At 42.7% G+C, this 20,938-nt stretch carries 11 protein-coding genes; 1 reads left to right on the top strand and 10 read right to left on the bottom strand.

Going from position 1 to position 20,938, the window contains the following annotated elements:
• Nucleotides 1-253 precede the first annotated feature (253 nt).
• From JWQ54_RS04020 to JWQ54_RS04005, 4 genes are all read right to left on the bottom strand, one after another.
• Nucleotides 254-1,735: a SusD/RagB family nutrient-binding outer membrane lipoprotein gene (locus tag JWQ54_RS04020; protein WP_299580575.1), complete on the bottom strand. Its 1,482-nt coding sequence runs from the start codon at nucleotides 1,733-1,735 to the stop codon at nucleotides 254-256.
• Between the two features lie 16 nt (nucleotides 1,736-1,751).
• Nucleotides 1,752-5,024, bottom strand: a complete 3,273-nt coding sequence (locus JWQ54_RS04015) for a SusC/RagA family TonB-linked outer membrane protein (protein ID WP_299580572.1) — start codon at nucleotides 5,022-5,024, stop codon at nucleotides 1,752-1,754.
• A 615-nt stretch (nucleotides 5,025-5,639) separates the two neighbouring features.
• On the bottom strand, nucleotides 5,640-7,541 hold the full coding sequence (locus tag JWQ54_RS04010; RefSeq protein WP_299580569.1) for an AAA domain-containing protein: 1,902 nt from the start codon (nucleotides 7,539-7,541) through the stop codon (nucleotides 5,640-5,642).
• A gap of 155 nt (nucleotides 7,542-7,696) precedes the next feature.
• Complete coding sequence (locus tag JWQ54_RS04005) at nucleotides 7,697-9,433, bottom strand: phospho-sugar mutase (RefSeq protein WP_299580566.1); 1,737 nt, start codon at nucleotides 9,431-9,433, stop codon at nucleotides 7,697-7,699.
• 310 nt (nucleotides 9,434-9,743) lie between these two features.
• Here JWQ54_RS04005 and JWQ54_RS04000 point away from each other — a divergent pair, with 310 nt between their 5' ends.
• Complete coding sequence (locus JWQ54_RS04000; RefSeq protein ID WP_299580563.1) at nucleotides 9,744-9,908, top strand: hypothetical protein; 165 nt, start codon at nucleotides 9,744-9,746, stop codon at nucleotides 9,906-9,908.
• Nucleotides 9,909-10,353: 445 nt separating this feature from the next.
• Here JWQ54_RS04000 and JWQ54_RS03995 read toward each other — a convergent pair whose 3' ends face one another.
• The 6 genes from JWQ54_RS03995 to JWQ54_RS03970 form a co-directional block, all read right to left on the bottom strand.
• Complete coding sequence (locus JWQ54_RS03995; RefSeq protein WP_299580560.1) at nucleotides 10,354-11,532, bottom strand: glycoside hydrolase family 130 protein; 1,179 nt, start codon at nucleotides 11,530-11,532, stop codon at nucleotides 10,354-10,356.
• A gap of 137 nt (nucleotides 11,533-11,669) precedes the next feature.
• Entirely contained in the window at nucleotides 11,670-12,428 is a 759-nt protein-coding gene (locus tag JWQ54_RS03990; protein WP_299580557.1) for a DUF1080 domain-containing protein, read from the bottom strand.
• Nucleotides 12,429-12,438: 10 nt separating this feature from the next.
• Complete coding sequence (locus JWQ54_RS03985) at nucleotides 12,439-13,863, bottom strand: Gfo/Idh/MocA family oxidoreductase (RefSeq protein ID WP_299580554.1); 1,425 nt, start codon at nucleotides 13,861-13,863, stop codon at nucleotides 12,439-12,441.
• A gap of 256 nt (nucleotides 13,864-14,119) precedes the next feature.
• Nucleotides 14,120-15,439 (bottom strand): vanadium-dependent haloperoxidase, encoded by a 1,320-nt coding sequence (locus JWQ54_RS03980; RefSeq protein WP_299580551.1) that lies wholly within the window; start codon nucleotides 15,437-15,439, stop codon nucleotides 14,120-14,122.
• A 151-nt stretch (nucleotides 15,440-15,590) separates the two neighbouring features.
• Nucleotides 15,591-17,624: a glycoside hydrolase family 65 protein gene (locus JWQ54_RS03975; protein WP_299580548.1), complete on the bottom strand. Its 2,034-nt coding sequence runs from the start codon at nucleotides 17,622-17,624 to the stop codon at nucleotides 15,591-15,593.
• Complete coding sequence (locus JWQ54_RS03970; RefSeq protein ID WP_299580546.1) at nucleotides 17,624-20,929, bottom strand: VCBS repeat-containing protein; 3,306 nt, start codon at nucleotides 20,927-20,929, stop codon at nucleotides 17,624-17,626. The genes JWQ54_RS03975 and JWQ54_RS03970 overlap by 1 nt, the downstream gene beginning before the upstream one ends.
• Nucleotides 20,930-20,938 lie beyond the last annotated feature (9 nt).

The raw sequence follows: 20,938 nt of genomic DNA, 5'->3' as shown, positions 1-20,938 counted from the left end.
TTTCAAAAAGAACGTTTTGCTGAGCTATAAAATCCTGTGGAATATGAGGGTAATAAAAGGAAAAAGGATACTACGCAGAGGTACAAGCCTGCCCTGAGTTTATCGAAGGAAGCATGCATGCAAAGGCCATTATACGATACCTGGCAAGCGGATAGGCTACTGCGCTCATCCTTAGAATGGTTACGAATTACAAAACACTAAAAACCCCAACCGTTTCACGGTCAGGGTTCACTTTATTAAATCAATCAATTATTTATTTTGTATCAAAGAACAACTTTGTTGTAACAACGTCACCGCCAATTGATGCCGAGGCCGCATCATAATTGGCTTTATTTATTTGTTGTTCTTTATTGGGATAAGTGAAACGTAAAGGAAATGCACTAATTGCAGCTGGCGGCGGAATTAAAACCGGATAATCCAACCTTCTGTTCACTGTCCATGCATCATATCCCCTATTGTAAAGGGCAAGATATTGTTGTGCTGCAATAGCCTTTAGCTGAGCAGCCTGGCCACTACCAATTGGATTAGCCGCTATAAGCGCACTAGCGCCGGCAGTTGAACCGGTCCAGTATTCAACTGATGCAGTGATACCATTTGCATAATAAACTGCTGCCGAACCTGTATATAGCCCTCTTGCAGCAGCCTCTGCTAAATAAAATTGTGTTTCTGAATAATCTAACAAATTGCCCGGGAAATCAGCATTCGCCAGGGTACCAATTGAAGGCTGCTGACCGGTTGTATTACCGGTTGTGAGTTCCGAGCCCGAAGGTAATGAAAAGCCGGAATACAGTATGGTACCCACTGCATTAGGCGCCCCTACATACTTGCCAACTTTATTTTGAGCAAAATAATAAGGCGTCCTTGGATCTCCCGGAGTTGAACTATTTTGAGAACCCAGCAAAGTCATATAAGTGTCGGTTGCCACATAATCGCGCCGGCCACCTTGTACCAGGCCAACCCATGTCTGGTTTACATATGGCGGTGAGCTTAAAAAATGATACAAGGCATTGTCACTGTTTGAAGTAAATACCCCGCCTTGAACAGCAGAAGTAATTATAGCTTTTGCAGTGGCAGGATCTGAATCTGCCAATAAGATCCCCATTTTTAGTTTGAATGTATTGGCAAATTTTTTCCACGCTGTCACATCTCCTGAATAAATCATATCTGCCGGGCCAAAACTATCTGCTGATGGATCCAAATTAGCAATATCTGCATCCAAACGTTTCAACAAATCAGCGTAAATTGTAGCCGCTTTATCATATTTTGGAAATGTAATGGTTGCACTAAATGCCTCTGAATATGGAATATCGCCGAAGGTGGTTACCAGGTAATAAAAGCAATAAACTTCACAAATATCGGTAATAGCCAACTCGTTTTTTAATTTTCCGGCATCAGTTACATCCGTTTTCATAAAGCCTTTGGCTTTTTCAAAATTGGTTAAGGGGCCCGTATAAAATTCATCCCAAATATTATCCGCAATTGAACGACCGGGGATATTATATTGAGACTCTGTTAAATACTGTACCTCAGTCCACTGCTGTTCAATCAAACGGAATATGTTATCGTTTGGACTTACTGATGTCATATTATTAGCCAACAGGTTTTGAGCTGTCGTAAATAGTGTGTAGGAAGGCACGACAGACGGGTGCTTCGGGTCTATATTTAGCTTGGTTATATCTTTGGTGCAAGCGGTTAACAGCGCCATTGCAACAAGAATTAGTATTATCTTTTTCATGTTTTTAATTTCTTAATTAAAACCTTACTTTCAAATTAAACGCAATGGTGCGCACGGTAGGATATGAACCTTCCTGTATGCCCTGCAGGTTACCTGCACTTAAGCCATCTTCAGGATCTGCATAGGGTATATTTTTATGGATTATCCACAAATTGTGACCAATAATCTGGAAAGTCACCCCTTTAACAGGTCCCAGGCTATGTAGCACGCTCGAAGGAAGATCGTAACCAATAAGCGCTTCCCTTAATTTAATAAAGCTTCCATCGTACACAAATGCTTTAAGTGGTAACAATCCTGCGCCGTTACCCCATTCGCCATATGCACTGCCATCAACTCTTACAGTGTTTGGCGCCCCGGAAGCTGTTACGCCCGGACGTATGAAACCGCCACCGGCATCAAGCGGAGCACGAACTGAATGGCCCAAATCGTTTGTGTAGGTAGTTAACTGATACAAACCGTCATCTAAACCATAGGCAAGGTCATTTGAGAATATATCACCACCATGACGGAAGTCGATCAGGAACGAAACGTGAAAATTTTTAAACAACGTAAATTCGTTATTAATACCCCCTATCCATTTTGCGTTGGTATTACCGATGTTAAGGTTTGATGACTGATTGATAACATATTCGCCATCAGGGCCAACAATTTTTTGGCCTTTATCGTTGTAAGTATAATCAGTTCCCCTGATGATGCCATATGGCTCATTAAGCGGTGCGTTAAGCGATTCGCCATTTTGGAAGTTGGCCAGCAAAAGGTCTTTTGCCTGGTTGCCGCTGCCATCTTTAAACAGTTCAATTACCTTGTTCCGGTTTTCAGACCAGTTAAGTGTGATCTTCCAGTTGAAATTCTGACTCGCAACAGGCGTACCGCTTAGACTCAGTTCCACACCCTTATTCTGTACCGTACCTGCATTTAGATAGTAATTAAAATAACCTGTAGCGGTCGAAACGTTGGTTGGGATCAACTGGTCCTTTGTTTTTGTCAGATAGTAGCTGCCGTCAAAATGTAACCTGCCATGAATAAAGTCCAACTCTAAACCTGCTTCTGTAGAGCGTGTACGCTCAGGTTTTAAATTGGGGTTATTTTTCAACGTGCTTTGTATGGTTGTGGCGTTGCCATTAAAAGGTGTATTGAAAATGTAGGTATCATTTATTCTGTAAGCAACGGCGTCTGAACCTACTTCAGCATAATTCGCCCTTAACTTACCATATGAAAGCCAGGGAAAGTAATCTTTAAGCAGTTCTGAGAAAATAAAGCCTGCTGATACAGACGGATACCAATAAGAATTATGTCCCTTAGGTAGTGTTGAAGAAACGTCTCTGCGGATAGTGCCTTCCAGGTTAAATAATTTTTTCCAGGTAAGCGTTGCATCTGCATACACACCGTCAACTTCTGATTTTTGAAGCACTTCATTAGCCGGAACGGGTGCACTTATTGTGTTTGATAAAGAATAAAAACCAGGAATAACCAAACCATTATTAGTTTCGGCCTCAATACTGCTTATGTAATCTTTCCTGATATTGGTACCCAGCAAGCCTTTTAAGTTAAAATCCGAACCAAAGTTTTTGTCAACATTAGCATACAGGTCAAAGTTGGTTTCACTATAATCATTGTTAAATCTTGAGTAATATGGTGTACCAATACTCCCTACGTCATAACGCTCCTGGTCAAAAGCAGAATAAGCATCCAATGATACCCTGCCTGTGAAGGTTAACCATGGGGTAGCTTTATAGCTGGCATTAACATTGCCCAGGTAACGGTTGCGGGTAGCTGTAGCATAGTTGTGTAAAACCACAAAATATGGGTTATTCCAATAAGCCGGAGTATAATCCCCGCTTGCCGGATCGCGCATGTTCCATGTAGTATTTAAATTAGGATGAAGGTCATAAGCTTGCTTTAATTCCTTGATGTCATTATTCAATCCCCACCATTGCCTGAAACCAGCCATCACGTTCCTGTTGTCAGAATTGGTGCCGTCATAACCTGTACCTTCACCGGTTTTATTATTTTGGTTAGTGTAATTTACGTTAGCACCAACCGATAATTTTGGCGTGATATTGTAAGTGGCGCCAAAATCAATTTTGTTTTTTATGTAGTAAGTTCCTGGCACATCGTCCCGGTCATCACTCCTGGTATATCCTAATTTAAATGATCCGTTATCACCTCCGTTAGTAATCAGGATACTGTTATTGGTAGAAAGCGAATTAATAAAAAACGAATTTGGATCATTTTTTGCCGCAACCCATGGCGTAGCTTTGCCATAATTAGCTAAGCCGGGAACAAAGGCATCCCACTGATAAATTTTTAAATTAGGATCAAAGGCACTTCCGTTCGAGGCATCATCACCTGTAGGTGCAACCTGGGCGTTAGGATCATTAAAAAGTCCGGGCGCTGAGATAAAACCAGTAGCGTATCCCTGGCCATATTGTGTCTGATACTTAGGTAATGTAGATTTGTCTGCTGAATTCCAGGTTAAGGTTGAATTTATAACTATACCTAACCCCTTTTTGGCTTTTTTAGTGGTTATTAAAATAACACCGTTACTACCACGCGATCCATAAAGTGCAGTTGAGCCGGCGCCTTTAAGCACGGTTATACTTTCAATATCATCAGGGTTAATATCCGCAGCCGGACTTCCATAATCGTAACCACCACCGCCTTCGCTCTGGGTTGCCAAAAGTCCCCCCAATCCTGCACCATGACTGGCATTGGTATTGGTGTTATCTACCGGTACTCCATCAATCACAAATAACGCCTGGTTGTTTCCATAAATAGATTTAATACCACGAATTACAACGTTTGTTGAACCGCCCAGCGTATTGTTCTGTTTAATATCCAACCCGGCTACTTTGCCCGATAATCCGGCGATGAAGTTGCTTGAACGCTGTTTGCTAACCTCCTCACCATTAACTTGCTGTGCTGCATAACTTTGCTGGTTACGCGTGCGGGTTATACCCAGCGCACCGGTAACAACTACTTCACCCAGCTGCTGGCTTGTTGCAACCAAAACTGCATTAAGTTTATTGCCGTTTACCGTTAAAGTTTGCGCAGAATAACCCAAAAAACTAAATGTGAGCTGAGCGCCATCAGCGGCGTTTAGCGAATAGCTACCATTCACGTCAGTTTGTGTACCGGTAGTTGTTCCTTTTACGCTTACCGATACCCCGGGGAGTGGCAAGCCGTCTTCCTTTGCCGTAACCTTCCCGGTTACGGGGTGAGTTTGTGCAAATAGCTGGGTAGTAGCTAAAAGAAACAAGCACAAATTCAGTAGTAGAATTTTTTTCATAAATAAAATAGATAAGTTAAATAGTTAATAATAGATAAGTTATATAGTTAATATTTACGCTTTTTAGGTAACGCAATTAATAAGGCAATAAAGTATCGCAAATTTCGTTTAACAAGAATATATTTCTAATATACTTCTGTAGTTTCTATTTTATAATTAGGGCTTTAACTACAACGAATTATTTACAACGATATTGTAAAATATTGTTAAATTTTTTCGTTTCAAATCACTGCTACCTAAATTATCGGGTAAACGATAGTGATAGTAATTAAGGCAGTTAATAGTTAATGGCCGGAAAATACGCGAGGTATTTTCCGGCTTCTTTTTTAGCAAAGCGGAGATAACAGACAATTATTTGGCTAATATTATTAGATCTTACAAAATATTAGATGTGATTACGGAAATATCTATTTAGGATTATTTATTTTTTGGCGTAATAAGAAGGGTTCACAGGAATCAATTTAACATTGTTTTTCTCCTGTTTTTTGGCGGGTTTGTAGTTGATATTGAATGGAACATTACCACAATACGTTAACATTTCACTGGTTTATAACGAAAAGAGCCCGAAAATGCTATTAATCTTGTCTAGATGATGGCTATATATGGCAAATTTTATTAATTTATATACTCCCACGCACTCATATACCCGCTAGCCTCTTCAGCATACGCAATAAAATCAGCGTAAAAAGGGAAATTGCCGAGGGTTGAACTATCGCCGATTACCACCAGCTTTTTCCTGGCCCTTGTCATGGCTACATTCATCCGGCGGATATCAGACAGAAAGCCTATATCGCCGGTGGTATTGCTGCGCACCATGCTGATATAAACCGCGTCCCGCTCCTGCCCCTGGAAGCTATCTATTGTGTTAACAGAAATTTTATCGGCATATGGCTGTAATACATCCGAACTTAACAACAGCTCTTTTAATATACGGATCTGTTCTTTATAGGGGGATATAACGGCAACAGTGGGAAAGGTATCAAAAGTATATTCCATTTCCGCCTGTGTAGCTAATTGTGTAAGATGTTTTATTAAAAACGCAGCTTCTTCCGGGTTGGTTGAGCTGGTGCCCTCCAGCTTTTCATCAAAGCCACAGCCTGCAGTATCAACAAACGTTAAGGGTAGATCTGCCGGAGCCAATAATTGATGTGCGACAGATTCGTGCGCCTTTAACCTGTTCCCATAAAATTCTTTTGATGAAAAGCCCATAATGGTTTCATTCATGCGGTATTGCTCATCCAGCAGGGTTACCGCTTCGGGATGCAGGGCAACACATTTTTCGAGCAGGGTTGTGCTTAACCCTCCCCTGGCGGCCCCGTTAGATTTTATAGTTGGTGCAAGCTGAAAATGATCGCCTGCCATAATAACTTTTTTGGCCTTTAAAATTGGGATCCAGCAGGCAGGCTCAAGGGCTTGCCCGGCCTCATCAATTACCATTGTGCCAAACTTAACATTACGCACCGTATAATGGTTGGAGCCTACCAGTGTAGCTGTAATAATCTGTGCCTTTGCCACCAAATCATCAATAATAAACTGTTCCGTTTTATCCACCTCCCTCATTATCTTATGTGCTTCATCAAACAGGGCCTTGCGCTGGTCGCGTTCGGCTTTGCCAAAACTGCGCTTGTATTTATGCGCCATGTTTTTGTATTCAGATGCTTGCTTTTTCAGTTTCTTTACATCCTTAATATAGCTGTGCCCGGCCATTTTACTGTCTAAAGTAAGTGCCATTAGCTTGTCTGATACCCTTGCCGGGTTACCTATCCGCAAAACGTTCAGGCCTTCATTGCTTAGCTTCTCGCTCAGCAGATCTACCGCCGTATTGCTGGGGGCAACTACCAGGATCTGTTCTTTATTTTGTGCGATGAGTGCCTTTATTGCCTGCACAAGCGTTGTGGTTTTTCCTGTTCCCGGCGGACCATGAACAACAGCCACATCCTGTGCAGACAAGATCTTTTGAACCGCCTGCTGCTGCGAAATATTCAACCCGCTTAAGGCGGGGTATTCCTTTTGACTTGTAAACTTTGGAACCTCCGCCCCTGTTAAAACATTGACTAAGCGCCCTTCCGGTTTTTCTTTTAGCAATGATGCCTGCTTCAGTGCATTTTGCATTTCATCATAGCTATTATTATCAAAAAGCAGTTCAACACCCAGCTTGCCCTCATGGGCCCAATCTGGCAGTTCCTCAGTAAACAAAGTTATTTTTAGGCGGTTGCCGCCCTGGTAAGATATGGTTCCCTCCAGCCTGTTCTTTTTAGGGTCGTGATTGGAAAACAATACTGCCGGCACCCCAAACCTGAACTGGTGTGATACATCCTGGTGGGTAGTGCGCTCAACCTCGACAGATAAATAATCGCCCCGGCTTGGCTCTGTGCCTCTTATAGCAATGGGGTACCAGGTTAAGCCATTTGAGCGGCGATCAGCCACGGATGATGTTTCAGTAAGTTTTAAATAGGAATTGCGGTCTTCATCACGCTCAATTTTTAACAGATCGAGCAGCTTTTTAAAATAAGGCATGTGCAAAGATGGGAATAGCTTAAATATAAAAAAACGTCATACCGATTTATTTCGGCACCTCACCAACAATGGTACACGCTGCATCCGGAAATGCATGATGAATCCATGGCATATAAAGTGCTGAAACAAGCAGCATGACGTTGCTTTGGGTTAATTTAAACCCCCAGATCCTTCATTATCGCACTAATCTTCTCATCCAGCTTCTTATCAGTATCATAGTAAGCTTCTTTACTGGCAAGCTTGCCATTAACGCTGCAATAGAATTTAATTTTGGGCTCGGTGCCTGATGGGCGTGCCGATATAATACTGCCATCTTCGGTTATAAACTGCAGCACATCACTTGTCGGCAGCTCCAGTTTTTTAGTGGTATTAGTTAGCAAGTCTATTTCCACACCTTTTTCATAATCTTTAAGCGTAGCGACTTTCGATCCCCCTAAAGTAGCCGGCGGATTGGTCCTGAACTTCTCCATCATTTCCTTTATCTCTTCGGCGCCGGTTTTTCCTTTTTTGGTTAGGGAGATCAGCTTTTCTTTATAAAAACCATACTGCACATAAGTATCAATCAGCGCCTCAAACAAGCTGCTGCCTTTGTCTTTATAGTAGGCGGTCATTTCAGCAATAAACGCGCTGGATACTACTGCATCCTTATCCCGCACCAGCTCACCTATTAAATAGCCGTAACTTTCTTCACCGCCGCCAATAAAGGTTTGCTTGCCCTCAAACTTGGTCATCAGCTCGCCAATGTATTTAAAGCCGGTTAACGTGTTATAAAAGGTAACATTTCTGGCTTTGGCAATTTGTTCGATCAGGTTGGTAGTAACAATGGTTTTAACAATGTACTCCTTGCCGGTAAGCTTGCCTTTTTCTTCCCAGGCAGTTAGCAGGTAGTTGATCAGCATGGCACCGGTTTGGTTCCCGTTCAGCAGGATAAACTCATTTTCGGTATTCTTAACTGCAATGCCTACACGGTCGGCATCCGGGTCTGTTGCCAGTACCAGGTCGGCGTCCGTTTCCTGTGCTTTTTTAAGGGCTAGTGTTAAAGCTTCCTTTTCTTCGGGATTTGGATATACTACCGTAGGAAAATTACCATCAGGCTTAGTTTGCTCATCAACAAGGATTACATTCTCAAAGCCAAATCGTTTCAATGCCTGCGGCACCAAAGTTATTCCTGTTCCGTGAATTGGCGAGTAAACAATTTTCAGGTCTTTCTGACGCTTTATAACTTCAGGAGAAACGGAAAGCTTGGTTATCTCATTAAGATATTGCTCATCAATCTCCTCTCCTATCTCCTCAATATTGGCATCAACCCGGTTAAATTTAATCTCATCAACACTGCTGATGGCTGCCACCTCATCCATTACGGCCTTATCCTCCGGCGATACAAATTGCCCGCCATCGGCGCCATAGGCTTTGTAGCCGTTATATTCTTTCGGATTATGTGATGCAGTAAGCATTACACCGCTTTTGCAGCCCAATACGCGCACCGCGAAAGAAAGCTCGGGCGTTGGGCGCAGCGCCTTAAAGAAATACACATAAATATCATTGGCCGAAAATACTTCAGCCGTAATGAGCGAAAACAGGTCGGCGTTGTTACGGCTGTCATGTGCAATAGCTACTTTAATTTTCTCGCCGGGATAGCTTTTTTTAAGGTGATTGGCCAGGCCCTGCGTGGCTGCACCAATGGTATATTTATTAATGCGGTTGCTGCCCGGACCCATAATTCCGCGTAAACCACCGGTACCAAATTCAAGGTCGCGGTAAAACGAATCAGTTAACTCCGTATATGCCTTATTATCCAATAAAGCCTGAATTTGTTGCTTAACATCAGCGTCATAATTTCCCTTCAGCCATGCGTTAGCCTTCTGAAGAATGGTGGGATCTAATTCCTGCATATCAATATTTATAATTTCGGTTAATCATTGGTTGGATACAATCCAAATATGATAATAAAAAAGTATTTTAAACAGATGTTGTTTGCAGTAAGTTGAATTAATTGTTTGGATGAGTTCTTCTGTCCCCGCAGGGTCTCTCATAGAGGACCCTGCGTTGTATCGCGTCAATGGTGTCTAATAACCCGCTGTCAAGCCGACCTTATAGTCCGTTTCAATATAATATAACAATTCGTCAATGGTGTGTAATAACCCGCCTTCCAACTATCATGTATCCCCTTCCTATATTATATAACAATCCATATATTTACGCATGATCAGAACCCGGCACGACCTAACCGAAAAAACCTGGTTTATAACCTTTACCCGTTTTGAATGGATTTCCCTGTTTGAAATAACCAATTCGTATCACCTGGTGTACAACTGGCTGAACGTTATCGACCAAAATACCAAATCAAAACCCTGGCATTTGTTATAATGTAACTATTACCGATTACAGGGAGTTTTGGGGTTGATTTTGCCACAGGGTTTATGGTTCCCTTAGGCTTCATACATCGCAGGGTCCTCTATGAGAGACCCTGCGGGGACGGAAATTATTTACAGCACCTGGGGAACGATATGCAGCAAGAACGATATGTTATCATCATGGTGCTATTTTAGAAAAAAACTACCCGCTTGGCTACAGCAATGGTCAATCATTAGTAGTTTTTCCAAAAACAGTTCCCAATAATTCGTTACCTATATTGTGGTCAGAAAGTAAAGAGTGGAAAGCCTTATTTCCAAGGCCATTGTAGCTCTTCGCTATTGTTTCCTCTCTTGTGATTTTTCGTTACTTTTATCATGAAAATAGAGACAACTCATTTAGATTTGACAACTTTTTAAAAGTTGTCAAATCTTTACCGTTCCAGTAATCAACTCCACCGCTATTTCCTCCCATCCACCGCCACTGCAATTTTCGAATCCGCAGTACCATAATACAAATACCATTTATTTTTAAATTGGGTGAGCCCTTCAACAAAGCAAACCTGGTTTACCTGCCCGGTAAGTTCATAGATTTTTTCGGGCTTCATAAACCAGGTGCCCATGCGTTTTAGAATTTTGGTGGGGTTGCTTTTATCAAATAAAACCTGCGAGGCAGCATAGGTACCCTCACTCAATGTTTTATCGCCAAAAGACGGAACATTACGACTATTGTAGATCAGCAGGATGCCTTTATCAGTAAGCATGGCAGGCGGACCCGATTCTACCAAATCACTGTCAAATTTACCTTTGCGTGTTGGCAGGGCGATTTTTAGCAAGGGCATATTCAGCGCTTGTGATCTTAATTCTACAGGCGGACGTTCGCCGGGCTGCATTTCTATAGGGGTCCAATTGATCAGGTCGTCAGACGTAGCTGTCCAAACTTGGGTATCCCCCCAATACATCCAATATTTACCATTTATTTTTGTGGCTATTACCTTGCCATCTTTATAAGTAGAAACTATTGAACCTGATTTACTCCATCTTACCGCGTACTTGCCTTTGTAAGCTTTGGCAAATACACTTCCGTATTTTTTCCAGTGCAAAAGATTGGTAGAAGAAGCTATCAGCATACGGGCGGTTTTGCCATCATACGCGGTATAGGTCATAAAATAAGTGCCTTTATCATCCTCAACAACGCGTGGATCCTCGCAGCCCCCCTTCCATTCCAATTTTTTAAAGGAGTCTTTATCTGGGTACAATACCGGGGCAGACATCCTGGTAAAATGCAGCGCATCTGTACTAACCGCCAGGCCAATCCGGGATGTGCCGGACATATCCTGTGCACGGTAAAGCATATAAATTTTACCGTTGCGGTTCACTATAGCCGGGTTAAACACATCCTTTTCCTCCCACAAAACCTTCTTTTTTAATATCGGATCAATAAAGCTGCCACTACCCGGACTCAAGATCGGGTTTAAGCTGTCAACTTTTTTAAAGGGGATGAGCGCCCAGTCCTGTGATGAATCACGCAGTGTATGTAAAGAATCACCGGGCGTATTTGTGGTATGGTTTTGTTTTGAATTACAGCTGCTTGTTAAAACAACAGCAATTATAAAAGAGAATAGCAGGTTGAGCTTCATATATGAGAGTTAAGATGTAAGAGTCAGGAGACAAGATAAAGGAATATATGCCGGGTATGTATAAATACTTTCAATTATTAACTAAAAAGGTAGCCGACTCCTCAGCTACCTTAACCAATCAACTATGTACTCAATTACTATAGTTCTCTTATCCAGATATTGCGGTAGCTCAGTGGCTCGCTTTTATCGCCGTGTGCCTGTAATTTTACCGGGGCCGGGCCATGTTTTTCATAAACCGGTTTACCTATATACCTGGTAGGGCCCAAAAGTTCAACATTGTTTTCAACTACTACACCATTGAAGAAAACTGTTGCTTTGGCAGGCGTTTTCATGCTCCCGTCTTCGTTAAAAGTTGGAGCTGTCCATATTACATCATAGGTCTGCCATTCGCCGGGAGGTTTGGCTGCGTTAGCCAGCGGGATAAACTGTTTATAAATACTGCCCGCCATGCCATTCACATAGGTTTTGTTTTTGTATGAGTCGAGCACCTGCAGCTCATAACCGGCATCACCTTTACCTATTGATGCTAAAAAGATCCCGCTATTGCCCCGTGCCTGTCCCTCTCCGGTAATATTAGCCGGAATGCGCCATTCAACGTGCAGCTGGTAATTGGTAAAGGCCTGTTTGGTTTCAATATTTCCGGCGTTTTTATTAACGGTAAGAATATTATCCTTTACGTCCCAATTGGCGGGTTTGTCCCTGTCGTTGGTAATTACCCATTTATCCAGGTTCTCACCATTAAACAAAACAATAGCGTCTGAAGGGGCATCACCAACGGTTTTACCTGGGGTTACCACTTTGGGTACCGGCTCATAGATTTCAGTATCTTCATGTTTTTGCGCCCTTGCTATTATAAAGCTGCCCGTTAACAATACGGTTAATATTAATTTGTTCATGTAATTATGTTTAAGCTTTTAGTGTAAAACCTTCCCTGTACTGGCGTTTCACAAATTGGTTAACATTGTCAAAATTGGTTACTCTCATCTGTTCATTATCCCACTGCAGTTTAATATGCCCGCCTTTAAGGTCGTGGCCGCGTACTGCCAGGTTGGCCATTAGCAGCGCCTCGGTAAGCGGGCCGGCTTTGTCAAATGATGAGCTTAGCTCAGTTTTACCGTATCCGGCAATACAGCCTTCAACCCATTGGGCGTAATGGCCATCAGCGCCGCCGGGAATGCGTTTTATAGTTTTGGGCACATTCGCTTCTTTTGTGCGGGATGTTGGCAGCAGCAAAGGGTTTGCAGAATAAGTACTGGCCATCATTTTGCCTTTGGTTCCAATAAATAAGGTACCATTTCCGTCGTCGCCAAATTGCTCGTTAGCGCCTAATTCTTCTGGTCTTTCAGGTTGGATCCCGCCATCCATCCAGTGCAGTGTAACATCACTTTTTGTTTTAGCAGTTTTAGGGAAAGTAAGCGTAATATGACTTGATGGCGGGCAGCTTTCCGGAAAATGCCCTTGCTTAAACTCGCCTACATATACTGTTCCTACACTGGCTTGTACGTCCTTTGCATATTGCAGCCCAAGTACGTTAAATGGCGCTTCAACCAGGTGGCAGCCCATGTCGCCCAGGGCCCCGGTACCGTAATCCCACCAGCCGCGCCAGTTAAACGGCACTAAATTGCCTACAAAATCTTTTTTAGGGGCAGTACCCAGCCAAAGGTCCCAATCCAGTGTTGAAGGAATAGCAGCCGGGGTTGTTGGCCATGGAATACCCTGCGGCCAAACGGGACGGTCTGTCCAGCAGTAAACAGTATGTACATCACCAATCAGGCCTGCATCATACCATTCTTTAAGCTGGCGGGTTCCATCATTGGATGCACCCTGGTTACCCATTTGTGTAACTACCTTATACTTTTTGGCGGCATCGGTTAACATTCGCACTTCGGCAATATCATGTGTTAATGGCTTTTGAACATACACATGCTTACCCAATTGCATCGCCGAAAAGGCAATAATAGCATGGTTATGGTCGGGTGTTGATACCGAAACCGCATCAATATGCTTAGCTTCTTTATCCAACAACTGGCGCCAGTCTTTATAGTATTTTGCTTTCGGAAAGCGCTTCACAGAGTCGGCCGCGCGGGCATCATCAACATCACATAAAAAGGCTATCTCGGCTTTGCCGCTTTTGTAAAAGTTTTCAAGGTCACTTTCCCCTTTGCCACCCACACCCACACCTGCAATTATTAAACGGTCACTCGGGGCAGTATAACCTTTTCCACCCAGCACAAACCGGGGGACTATCATAAAGCTTGCCGCTGCTATTGAACTGTTTTTTATAAAATCCCGCCTGGAGGGATTGGTGGGTAGATCTTCTTTTTCGGTCATAGGTATGATATATAATTTATAGGTTTATACACAGCAATATCGGTTTCGGCAAGCATTTTTCTCTATGGTTTAGATAGATGTGCTCAGTAATTTAAGTTATTATACAAATTAATGTACCTGTTAATGTAAAACCTATTTGTATACTGAAAATTTCACAAAAAAACACCTTTTTAAAATGCAATTTATTATAAATCAATTTATTGCAAAAAAAACTCATTGAAAAAATATAATTATAATTTAAGCTTTCGCAGATATTTTACTTCTTCATAACCAATTTTTCCACCACAGCATCACCTATTTTTTGTCCATAACCACTGGATACCACACATGAGTTGTGAAAATGTATGCCGCCATAAAAGCGCGACAATGCGGTTTCGGCTGCGGCCTGGTTAAATGATTTAAAACTCCGGCTTTTGATTCCAAATTCCAGCTCTGTTGTATCTGTATAAGCCACGTTATCACCAAACACACTGGTTAGCGCTTTAGCAGCCGAGGCTGATATGGTGCAATGCCCGCAGGTGTACTCCGGGAAGGGTGGCGTTTGTAAATGCGGGCGCCAGGTTGCATCAAAATATTTATCAATCACTGTTTCCGGTCTAACCGTATTGTACACGTATTTTGCTGCCCAGCATTCAATAAAAGCATCAAATAAAGCAATTCCGGTTTTCGCATAGCCGCAAACAGTTGTATTAAAATCGGCATTGGTTGTTTTTGCAGCAATACCCACTATTCCCATCCAGTGACCTGCCGGTGAAAACTTCTTCCTGATAAACATTAAATGCCCGTTTACATTTAGCTTCCCGGGGTTGTCGTCCCAAAAATCAGCAATATGGATCTGTTCCGGGGTTAGGCTGTCCACCCTGTTTTTTATGGCGATCACTTCCTGGTAATACTTACTGTTTTTATCTTTTACATTAAATTCCGGTGGGGGTACAACGCTATATTGCGAAGCATCTTTCATCACCATGGTTCTTATCTCGCTCCAGTGGGGTTCAACAGCCTCGGCATACATGGGCGGGGTTGGTACCCACCTGCCTTCTTTATCACTCAAGGCATATTTTGAAGCACTCCTGGTTTTTAAATAATTATCGCCTTTGCTCCATTTCATTATAGATTTGAACATGGCATCGGCAAACTTTTCAGAGCCTTTTAAAACGTCATCCGGCATTCCGCTGTTTATGGCTTTGGTTCGCACATCCGCCACATATTGTTTCATGCTGCCCGCCGGAAAGGTAACCGCCTCGCCAACTTTACAAAAAGCAAGTATGGCGGCATAATGGAAATCTATTTTTGCATCCTTTTCCGGCTTATCCACTGTCTCCAATCCGTTTAGCTGACCACTGAGTGATCTGTAATGTGCAGGGTCGCCGGCGGCTATTACTTCATACGCGGCAACGGTTGCATAAGCATAATTTCGTGAAGCAACCACGGGCGAAAAGTTGTTGCCCATTACCACCCGATTCAATTCGTGTACGGTATTACTGAATAAAGCAGGGTCGCTCATTACTTTTTGGTAATCAGGCTTTTTGCAGGATATAATAAGCAGGGAGATGCAGAGAAGGAAGATGTACTTCATAATAGTTTATTTTTTAAGAAGAAGAAATCAGGATAAGAAGCGAGAAATCAAGAGTCAGGAATCAAGATAAAAAAGGCGGTTTATTTCTAACTCTTGACTCTTACAATCTTGATTCTTGACTCTTGCATTCTTGACTTCTTGATTCTTGTATCTATTTTACAACATATGTTTTTTTACCAGGTCCAACACCCGTTATAGTTACAGCTTTCCAGTTGCCGGGCAGCTTGCTTTTGATTTGAACAATGCCGTTGGGCGTAATATCCAATCCGCCAAAACCCATTAATAATGATTGTACTATACCACCGGCACCCGTTGCAAAATATGGGTTTGTCCCACCTTTAGTTTCGGCAATTACCCTGAACGGCGGATTAAGATTTGGCTCGTAAGCATCTTTAAAAAAATGATACGCTTTATCACCATTGCCCAATCGCGAATAAAGCAACGCAAATACAGCCTGCGTCATAGCTGGTGTGCCTTCATTTGGGATGCGCGTTTCATAGTATTCGAGGTCTTTTTTAATTTGTGCAGCATCGGTTATTGTTTTTAAGGGGTATGCAAGCAGGTTAACATCCGCCTGTTTTATACCTTCACCCTTATAGGTTTCAAACTCGCGGGTTACCCCATCAGGGAATTTAAGTACAGGAATATTTTGTGCCACTACCTCCCAATCGGGATCAGCCTTTAGGCCTAACAGCTTTGCGGCGGCTGTTGCAAATCGCAGATTGGCGCTTGCTGCTGCATTGGTAAATGCATTATTATCTACATTCTCCGCCCATTCATCTGCTGCAACAACATCTTTTATATCGTAATGCCCGGGCCCGTTTCGCTCAACCCGGCTTGCCCAAAAATCGGCAGTGGCAGCCAGGATGGGCCAGCCCTTTTCACGAAGCCAGTCTTTATCCTGCGTTACACAATAATAATTCCATGCGGCAAGGGCAACATCGGCGGTAATATGATGTTCAAACGGACCACTTAAAGCCCATACTGGCGTTTCCTCAACTCCGCTATCGGCGCTTTCCCATGGAAACATCGCTCCTTTGTAACCGTGTGCAAAAGCATTTCTTTTGGCTTCAGTCAATCTTTCAAAGCGATATTCAACCAATGAATGTGCTATTTCCGGATGTAAGACCAGCAGTGCCGGGAACATCCAAAGGTCCGCATCCCAAAAAACATGCCCGTTATAACCTAAACCCGACAGGCCCATTGGCGATGGCGAATAGCTTGTGCCGGCGCGCGAAAATGAATAAAGGTGATAAAGCATACTGTGCACATCCTGCTGTGCCTGCGCATCGCCTTCAATTTTAATGTCGCTTTTCCATAATTCATCCCAGGCGTTATTATGGTATTGTTTCAGGCGTTCAACACCTTCAAGCTTTGCAAACATGGTAAGCCGTTCGGCTTCATTCAGCGGATCAGCATTATGTGCTGATGTAATGGATGAACCGGCCAAAGCATACTTATAGGTTTCGCCTGCCGCAAGGCTTTTGCTGAACTTCATCAGGTGCATGTTATTATCCCACATCTCATGGATCACCCTTGGCTCCTGTCCGTGAGTTTCATTAAACAAAAAAGTATTTGATGCACAGAGCTGTAATTTACCGGTCGGGCTTTTTGCAGTGGAGGTAAGCAGGCTTATAGTTACATGGGGCCTGTCAATTTCATTATAATAATTCTGTACCTCTTTTAAAGCATCAGGGGCTTCCATCACACTTGCTGCCGTAATGTTTATTTGTTTTTTGGCGATGACAGAAACATCCATTAAAACGGTAAAAGGTAATTGCCGCAACGAATAATAGGTGTATTTTATGGATGCCTCATCTCCATAATCAAATGTGGTGGTAAATGCAGCGTGCTCCATATCAAGCTCCTGCGTAAAATTGCTAATGTTGCCTGCACCAATGCGTTTACCATTAATCTCCAGGTACATGTTAAGCAGGTTAAAGCTATTGAGGAAATTGCTTACTCTGCCCCGTCCGTAAAGATCATAGGCCCCGGCCAATACCACATTTTTTACTTTAAAAGGCTCGGGTGATGAAACAATTCCTATCATGCCATTAGCCACAGTAATACCATAATAATTAGCCGGATCAATTTTATCCGCTTTGATGATCCACTCATCCTGTGCTGCTGATTGCTTGCTGTAAAATGAGCATACTGCTAATAGAACTATAAATATTTTCCTCATTAGTTGATCTGTTTAAAAAATCTAATCTCTTTGTTATTAAATGCAACGGCATATATTTTGCCGGTAGCTGTTTTGATGGTTTTGATATCCCGCACCTCGCCGCGCAGCAAAAAACCGCCCGAATTTGAAGAGATACTTTTAAGTACTTTTTGCTTGTCAATAGTTAAAATATCGCCATAATCTGCATCATAAATACCTTCATAAGGCAAAGTACCACTAAAGTTGCCGCCTGCAAGTATGCCGGTTGCATTTGGCAAAGTAAATGTACCAAAAGCAAACAACGGCGCCACCTGGGCTGATGCAGGAAAAGCTTTAAACTCAAACACCCCGTTACCCTTATTGAAAAAAATACCCGATTTAAACGACTGAACTTTTAGAAATTTATCCTTGTTTAGCGAGTCGCCAAAAATTTCATTAACTGTTTTACCTGCAAAATCATGATAATAAAGGAATTTCTTTTTTATAAGAGGCACTTGTCTTTCAATCTCACCTTTGCCCAAAAACGTATAATCCTGCTGCGCTATGCTATAGGTAAGTAAAGGATCAACGGTCCCGTTTTTATCAAGATCTGAAAGGAAGAGTTTTACCGGGTTTTCTTCAGTAGGCTTCAGCTTGGAGTTTAAGCCATAATTGCCGGCCAGGATATCAGGCTTGCCGTCTCCATCCACATCGGCCAGCACAATTTTTTGCCACCAGCCGCTTAATTTATCCATGGCTGGCTGATTGCTTCGCACCAGCTTTCCTTTTTTATTCATAAATATTTTTACCGGCATCCATTCCCCGGCAACAACCAGGTCGGGCCAGCCATCATTATCCAGGTCGGCAAACACCGCCGACCGGATCATACCTGCATGTTTTAGCTCATCGGGAATAGCAGCTTTTTGGTAATGCCCCTTTCCATCATTCATCAATAAATATGATTCCGGGATGTCGCCAAACTTACCGGCTTCGGGTGCGCCCGCTATAAACAGGTCGGGATACCCATCATGATTAACATCCCCAACAGCAACAGCAGCTTTATTGAGCCTGAGGTCGGGTATATTTGCTGATCTTGTAAAATGCCCTTTCCCATCGTTTAAATATAACCTGTCGGCTAATTCCGGGGAGCCGTTGGCAGCCTCGTTTCCGCCACTAACCACGTACAAGTCGGGTGCGCCATCGTTATTTACATCAACAAACACCGCATCAACATCCTCACTTAAGCTATCGGTAATAAAGGCGGGTTGGATTGATGGTTTAAATCCACCGCTTTTTATTTGAATAAATAATGCGCCGGGCTGACCTTTTGCACCACATACATAAAAATCTTCCAGCCCATCGTGATCCACATCGGCAACTGCCATGCGCGGCCCTTCGGACGAGAGCATATGCGGAATAAGCGGCTGCTGGTTAAAGTCGACAAAGTAATCTTCCCTGTGCTTCCAGCTTACATGCATCTCTTTAGTAACCTCTTTAAATATTGGTTTTTGCGGAGGGAAAAACGCGGGATATGAAAACTTTCCTTTGGCGTTGGTTTGGCTGACATTTAAAGCCTGGTTGGTTTTTACAGCCTTTAAAACCTGGTAAGCCTGATCAGGCCAAACAATAAGCATGCTATCAATTTTTTTGTGATTACCTAAGCCGAAATGTAACCGGGCTTCAACCGATGACTGAAAACCGCGGGTAAGCATCAGTTGCTCATATTGCATTTGGCCGCCGCAAAACACGTACGCTTTAGTGCCTATGCCAAAATGGTTATCTTGTTTTCCGGTAAAACTGAGGGTGATATAATTGCTGCTTTTTGAAGTATTTTTATAGATGCCGGCCTCATGGTTTACATTATTTACTACAAGATCCAGCTTACCATCGTTATTAAGATCGGCGTAGGCAGCCCCGTTTGCCAGGCCGGGTTCTGTAAAGCCCCAGTCAATACTTTTATCTTCAAATTTTTCAGTTTTACTGCCTTTGTAAATGTAACTATGCACGGCGCCTGATGGCATTTTATCCAGCACCAGGCTATCAGCGCCTGTACCGCTATTTAACAAACCCTGAATTTGATCATTAGATACAAAAGAGACATAATCCATATCCAGCGCCCGCCGTTTAATACCATTGGCAATAAACAGATCTTTAATTCCATCGTTGTCAAAATCGGCTATTAACGGGCTCCAGCTCCAGTCGGTTGCAGCAATCCCATTCATTAACCCTACCTCGCTGAAGGCTTCGCCGTTGCCCATGTTTTTCTGCAGGCAATTACGCGAGTACTGATTTTGAAACCCGTTTTTTACAATTTTAAACCGGTACTGATCATATGATTCATCGGCACCATAACTTTTTAGCGTTTTTTCTTCTGCGGGCAGCATATCAAGGGTTACCAAATCCAGCTGACCATCGTTATTAAAATCGGCAAGGTCATTACCCATGCTGAACCTGCTGTAATGGTTAAAATGTTTGGCTCCGGCCTCTGTAAATGTGCCATTGTGATTATTGATGTAATAGTAATCGTTTTCGTGAAAATCATTCCCCACATAAAGATCCTCCCATCCGTCATTATTAAGATCGCCAACAGCAAGGCCAAGCCCGTATCCCAATGCGCTGCTATAGATGCCCGAAGCTGCGGTTGCATCAATAAAATGCCCTTTTTGGTTCATATAAAGCTTGCTGCCAGCCAGTTTATTTGCGATATGCCGCGATGAAGTATCGCCATACATAGAAACAGAATGATCAGACTGGTTGAGCAAAAAACAATCCAGCAAGCCATCGTGATTATAGTCAAAAAAGGAAGCCTGGGTTGAGTATCCCGAAAAATCAAGCCCATACTCCGCAGCACTTTCAGTAAATGTGCCATTATGGTTATTGATATACAACATGTTATGCCCCTTAAGCCCTAACTTACCGGCTACAGCGCATACGTAAATATCAAGGTAACCGTCATTGTTTACATCGGCCATGGTTACACCGGTGCTCCAGTCGGCAGTACCGACAACACCTGCTTTTTGGGTGATGTCGTCAAACTGGTAATTTCCTTTGTTTAAGTAAAGTTTATTACCGCCTTTTTGATTGGCTGTAAAAAAAATATCGGGCAGGCCATCATTATTAATATCACCCACGGCAACACCACCGCCATTGTAATAGTACAGGTAATCTAAAATACCGGGTTTTTCATTATCGCTAATGCGGTTTACAAAATGAATGTTAGTTTGTGACGAGGGGAGCGATTGGAATAGCGGTGGTGGCAGCGGCTGGCTTTTTTTGCAGGAGGAAAATGCAACAGTTAACGCCGCGGCTATTAGCAATAAAACATAATTATTAAAACGTATCAGCATTAACTTACA

The sequence above is a fragment of the Mucilaginibacter sp. genome (assembly GCF_028288225.1).
In the GTDB taxonomy this organism is placed as follows: domain Bacteria; phylum Bacteroidota; class Bacteroidia; order Sphingobacteriales; family Sphingobacteriaceae; genus Mucilaginibacter.
This window is presented reverse-complemented; position numbering and strand designations above follow the sequence as displayed.

Bases quoted from the DNA above. Each gene is read 5' to 3' on its own strand.
- JWQ54_RS04010 (WP_299580569.1), bottom strand. From the start codon at position 7,541: ATGCCTTATTTTAAAAAGCTGCTCGATCTGTTAAAAATTGAGCGTGAT.
- JWQ54_RS04015 (WP_299580572.1), bottom strand. From the start codon at position 5,024: ATGAAAAAAATTCTACTACTGAATTTGTGCTTGTTTCTTTTAGCTACT.
- JWQ54_RS03985 (WP_299580554.1), bottom strand. From the start codon at position 13,863: ATGACCGAAAAAGAAGATCTACCCACCAATCCCTCCAGGCGGGATTTT.
- JWQ54_RS03995 (WP_299580560.1), bottom strand. From the start codon at position 11,532: ATGAAGCTCAACCTGCTATTCTCTTTTATAATTGCTGTTGTTTTAACA.
- JWQ54_RS03975 (WP_299580548.1), bottom strand. From the start codon at position 17,624: ATGAGGAAAATATTTATAGTTCTATTAGCAGTATGCTCATTTTACAGC.
- JWQ54_RS04000 (WP_299580563.1), top strand. From the start codon at position 9,744: ATGATCAGAACCCGGCACGACCTAACCGAAAAAACCTGGTTTATAACC.
- JWQ54_RS03970 (WP_299580546.1), bottom strand. From the start codon at position 20,929: ATGCTGATACGTTTTAATAATTATGTTTTATTGCTAATAGCCGCGGCG.
- JWQ54_RS03980 (WP_299580551.1), bottom strand. From the start codon at position 15,439: ATGAAGTACATCTTCCTTCTCTGCATCTCCCTGCTTATTATATCCTGC.
- JWQ54_RS03990 (WP_299580557.1), bottom strand. From the start codon at position 12,428: ATGAACAAATTAATATTAACCGTATTGTTAACGGGCAGCTTTATAATA.
- JWQ54_RS04005 (WP_299580566.1), bottom strand. From the start codon at position 9,433: ATGCAGGAATTAGATCCCACCATTCTTCAGAAGGCTAACGCATGGCTG.
- JWQ54_RS04020 (WP_299580575.1), bottom strand. From the start codon at position 1,735: ATGAAAAAGATAATACTAATTCTTGTTGCAATGGCGCTGTTAACCGCT.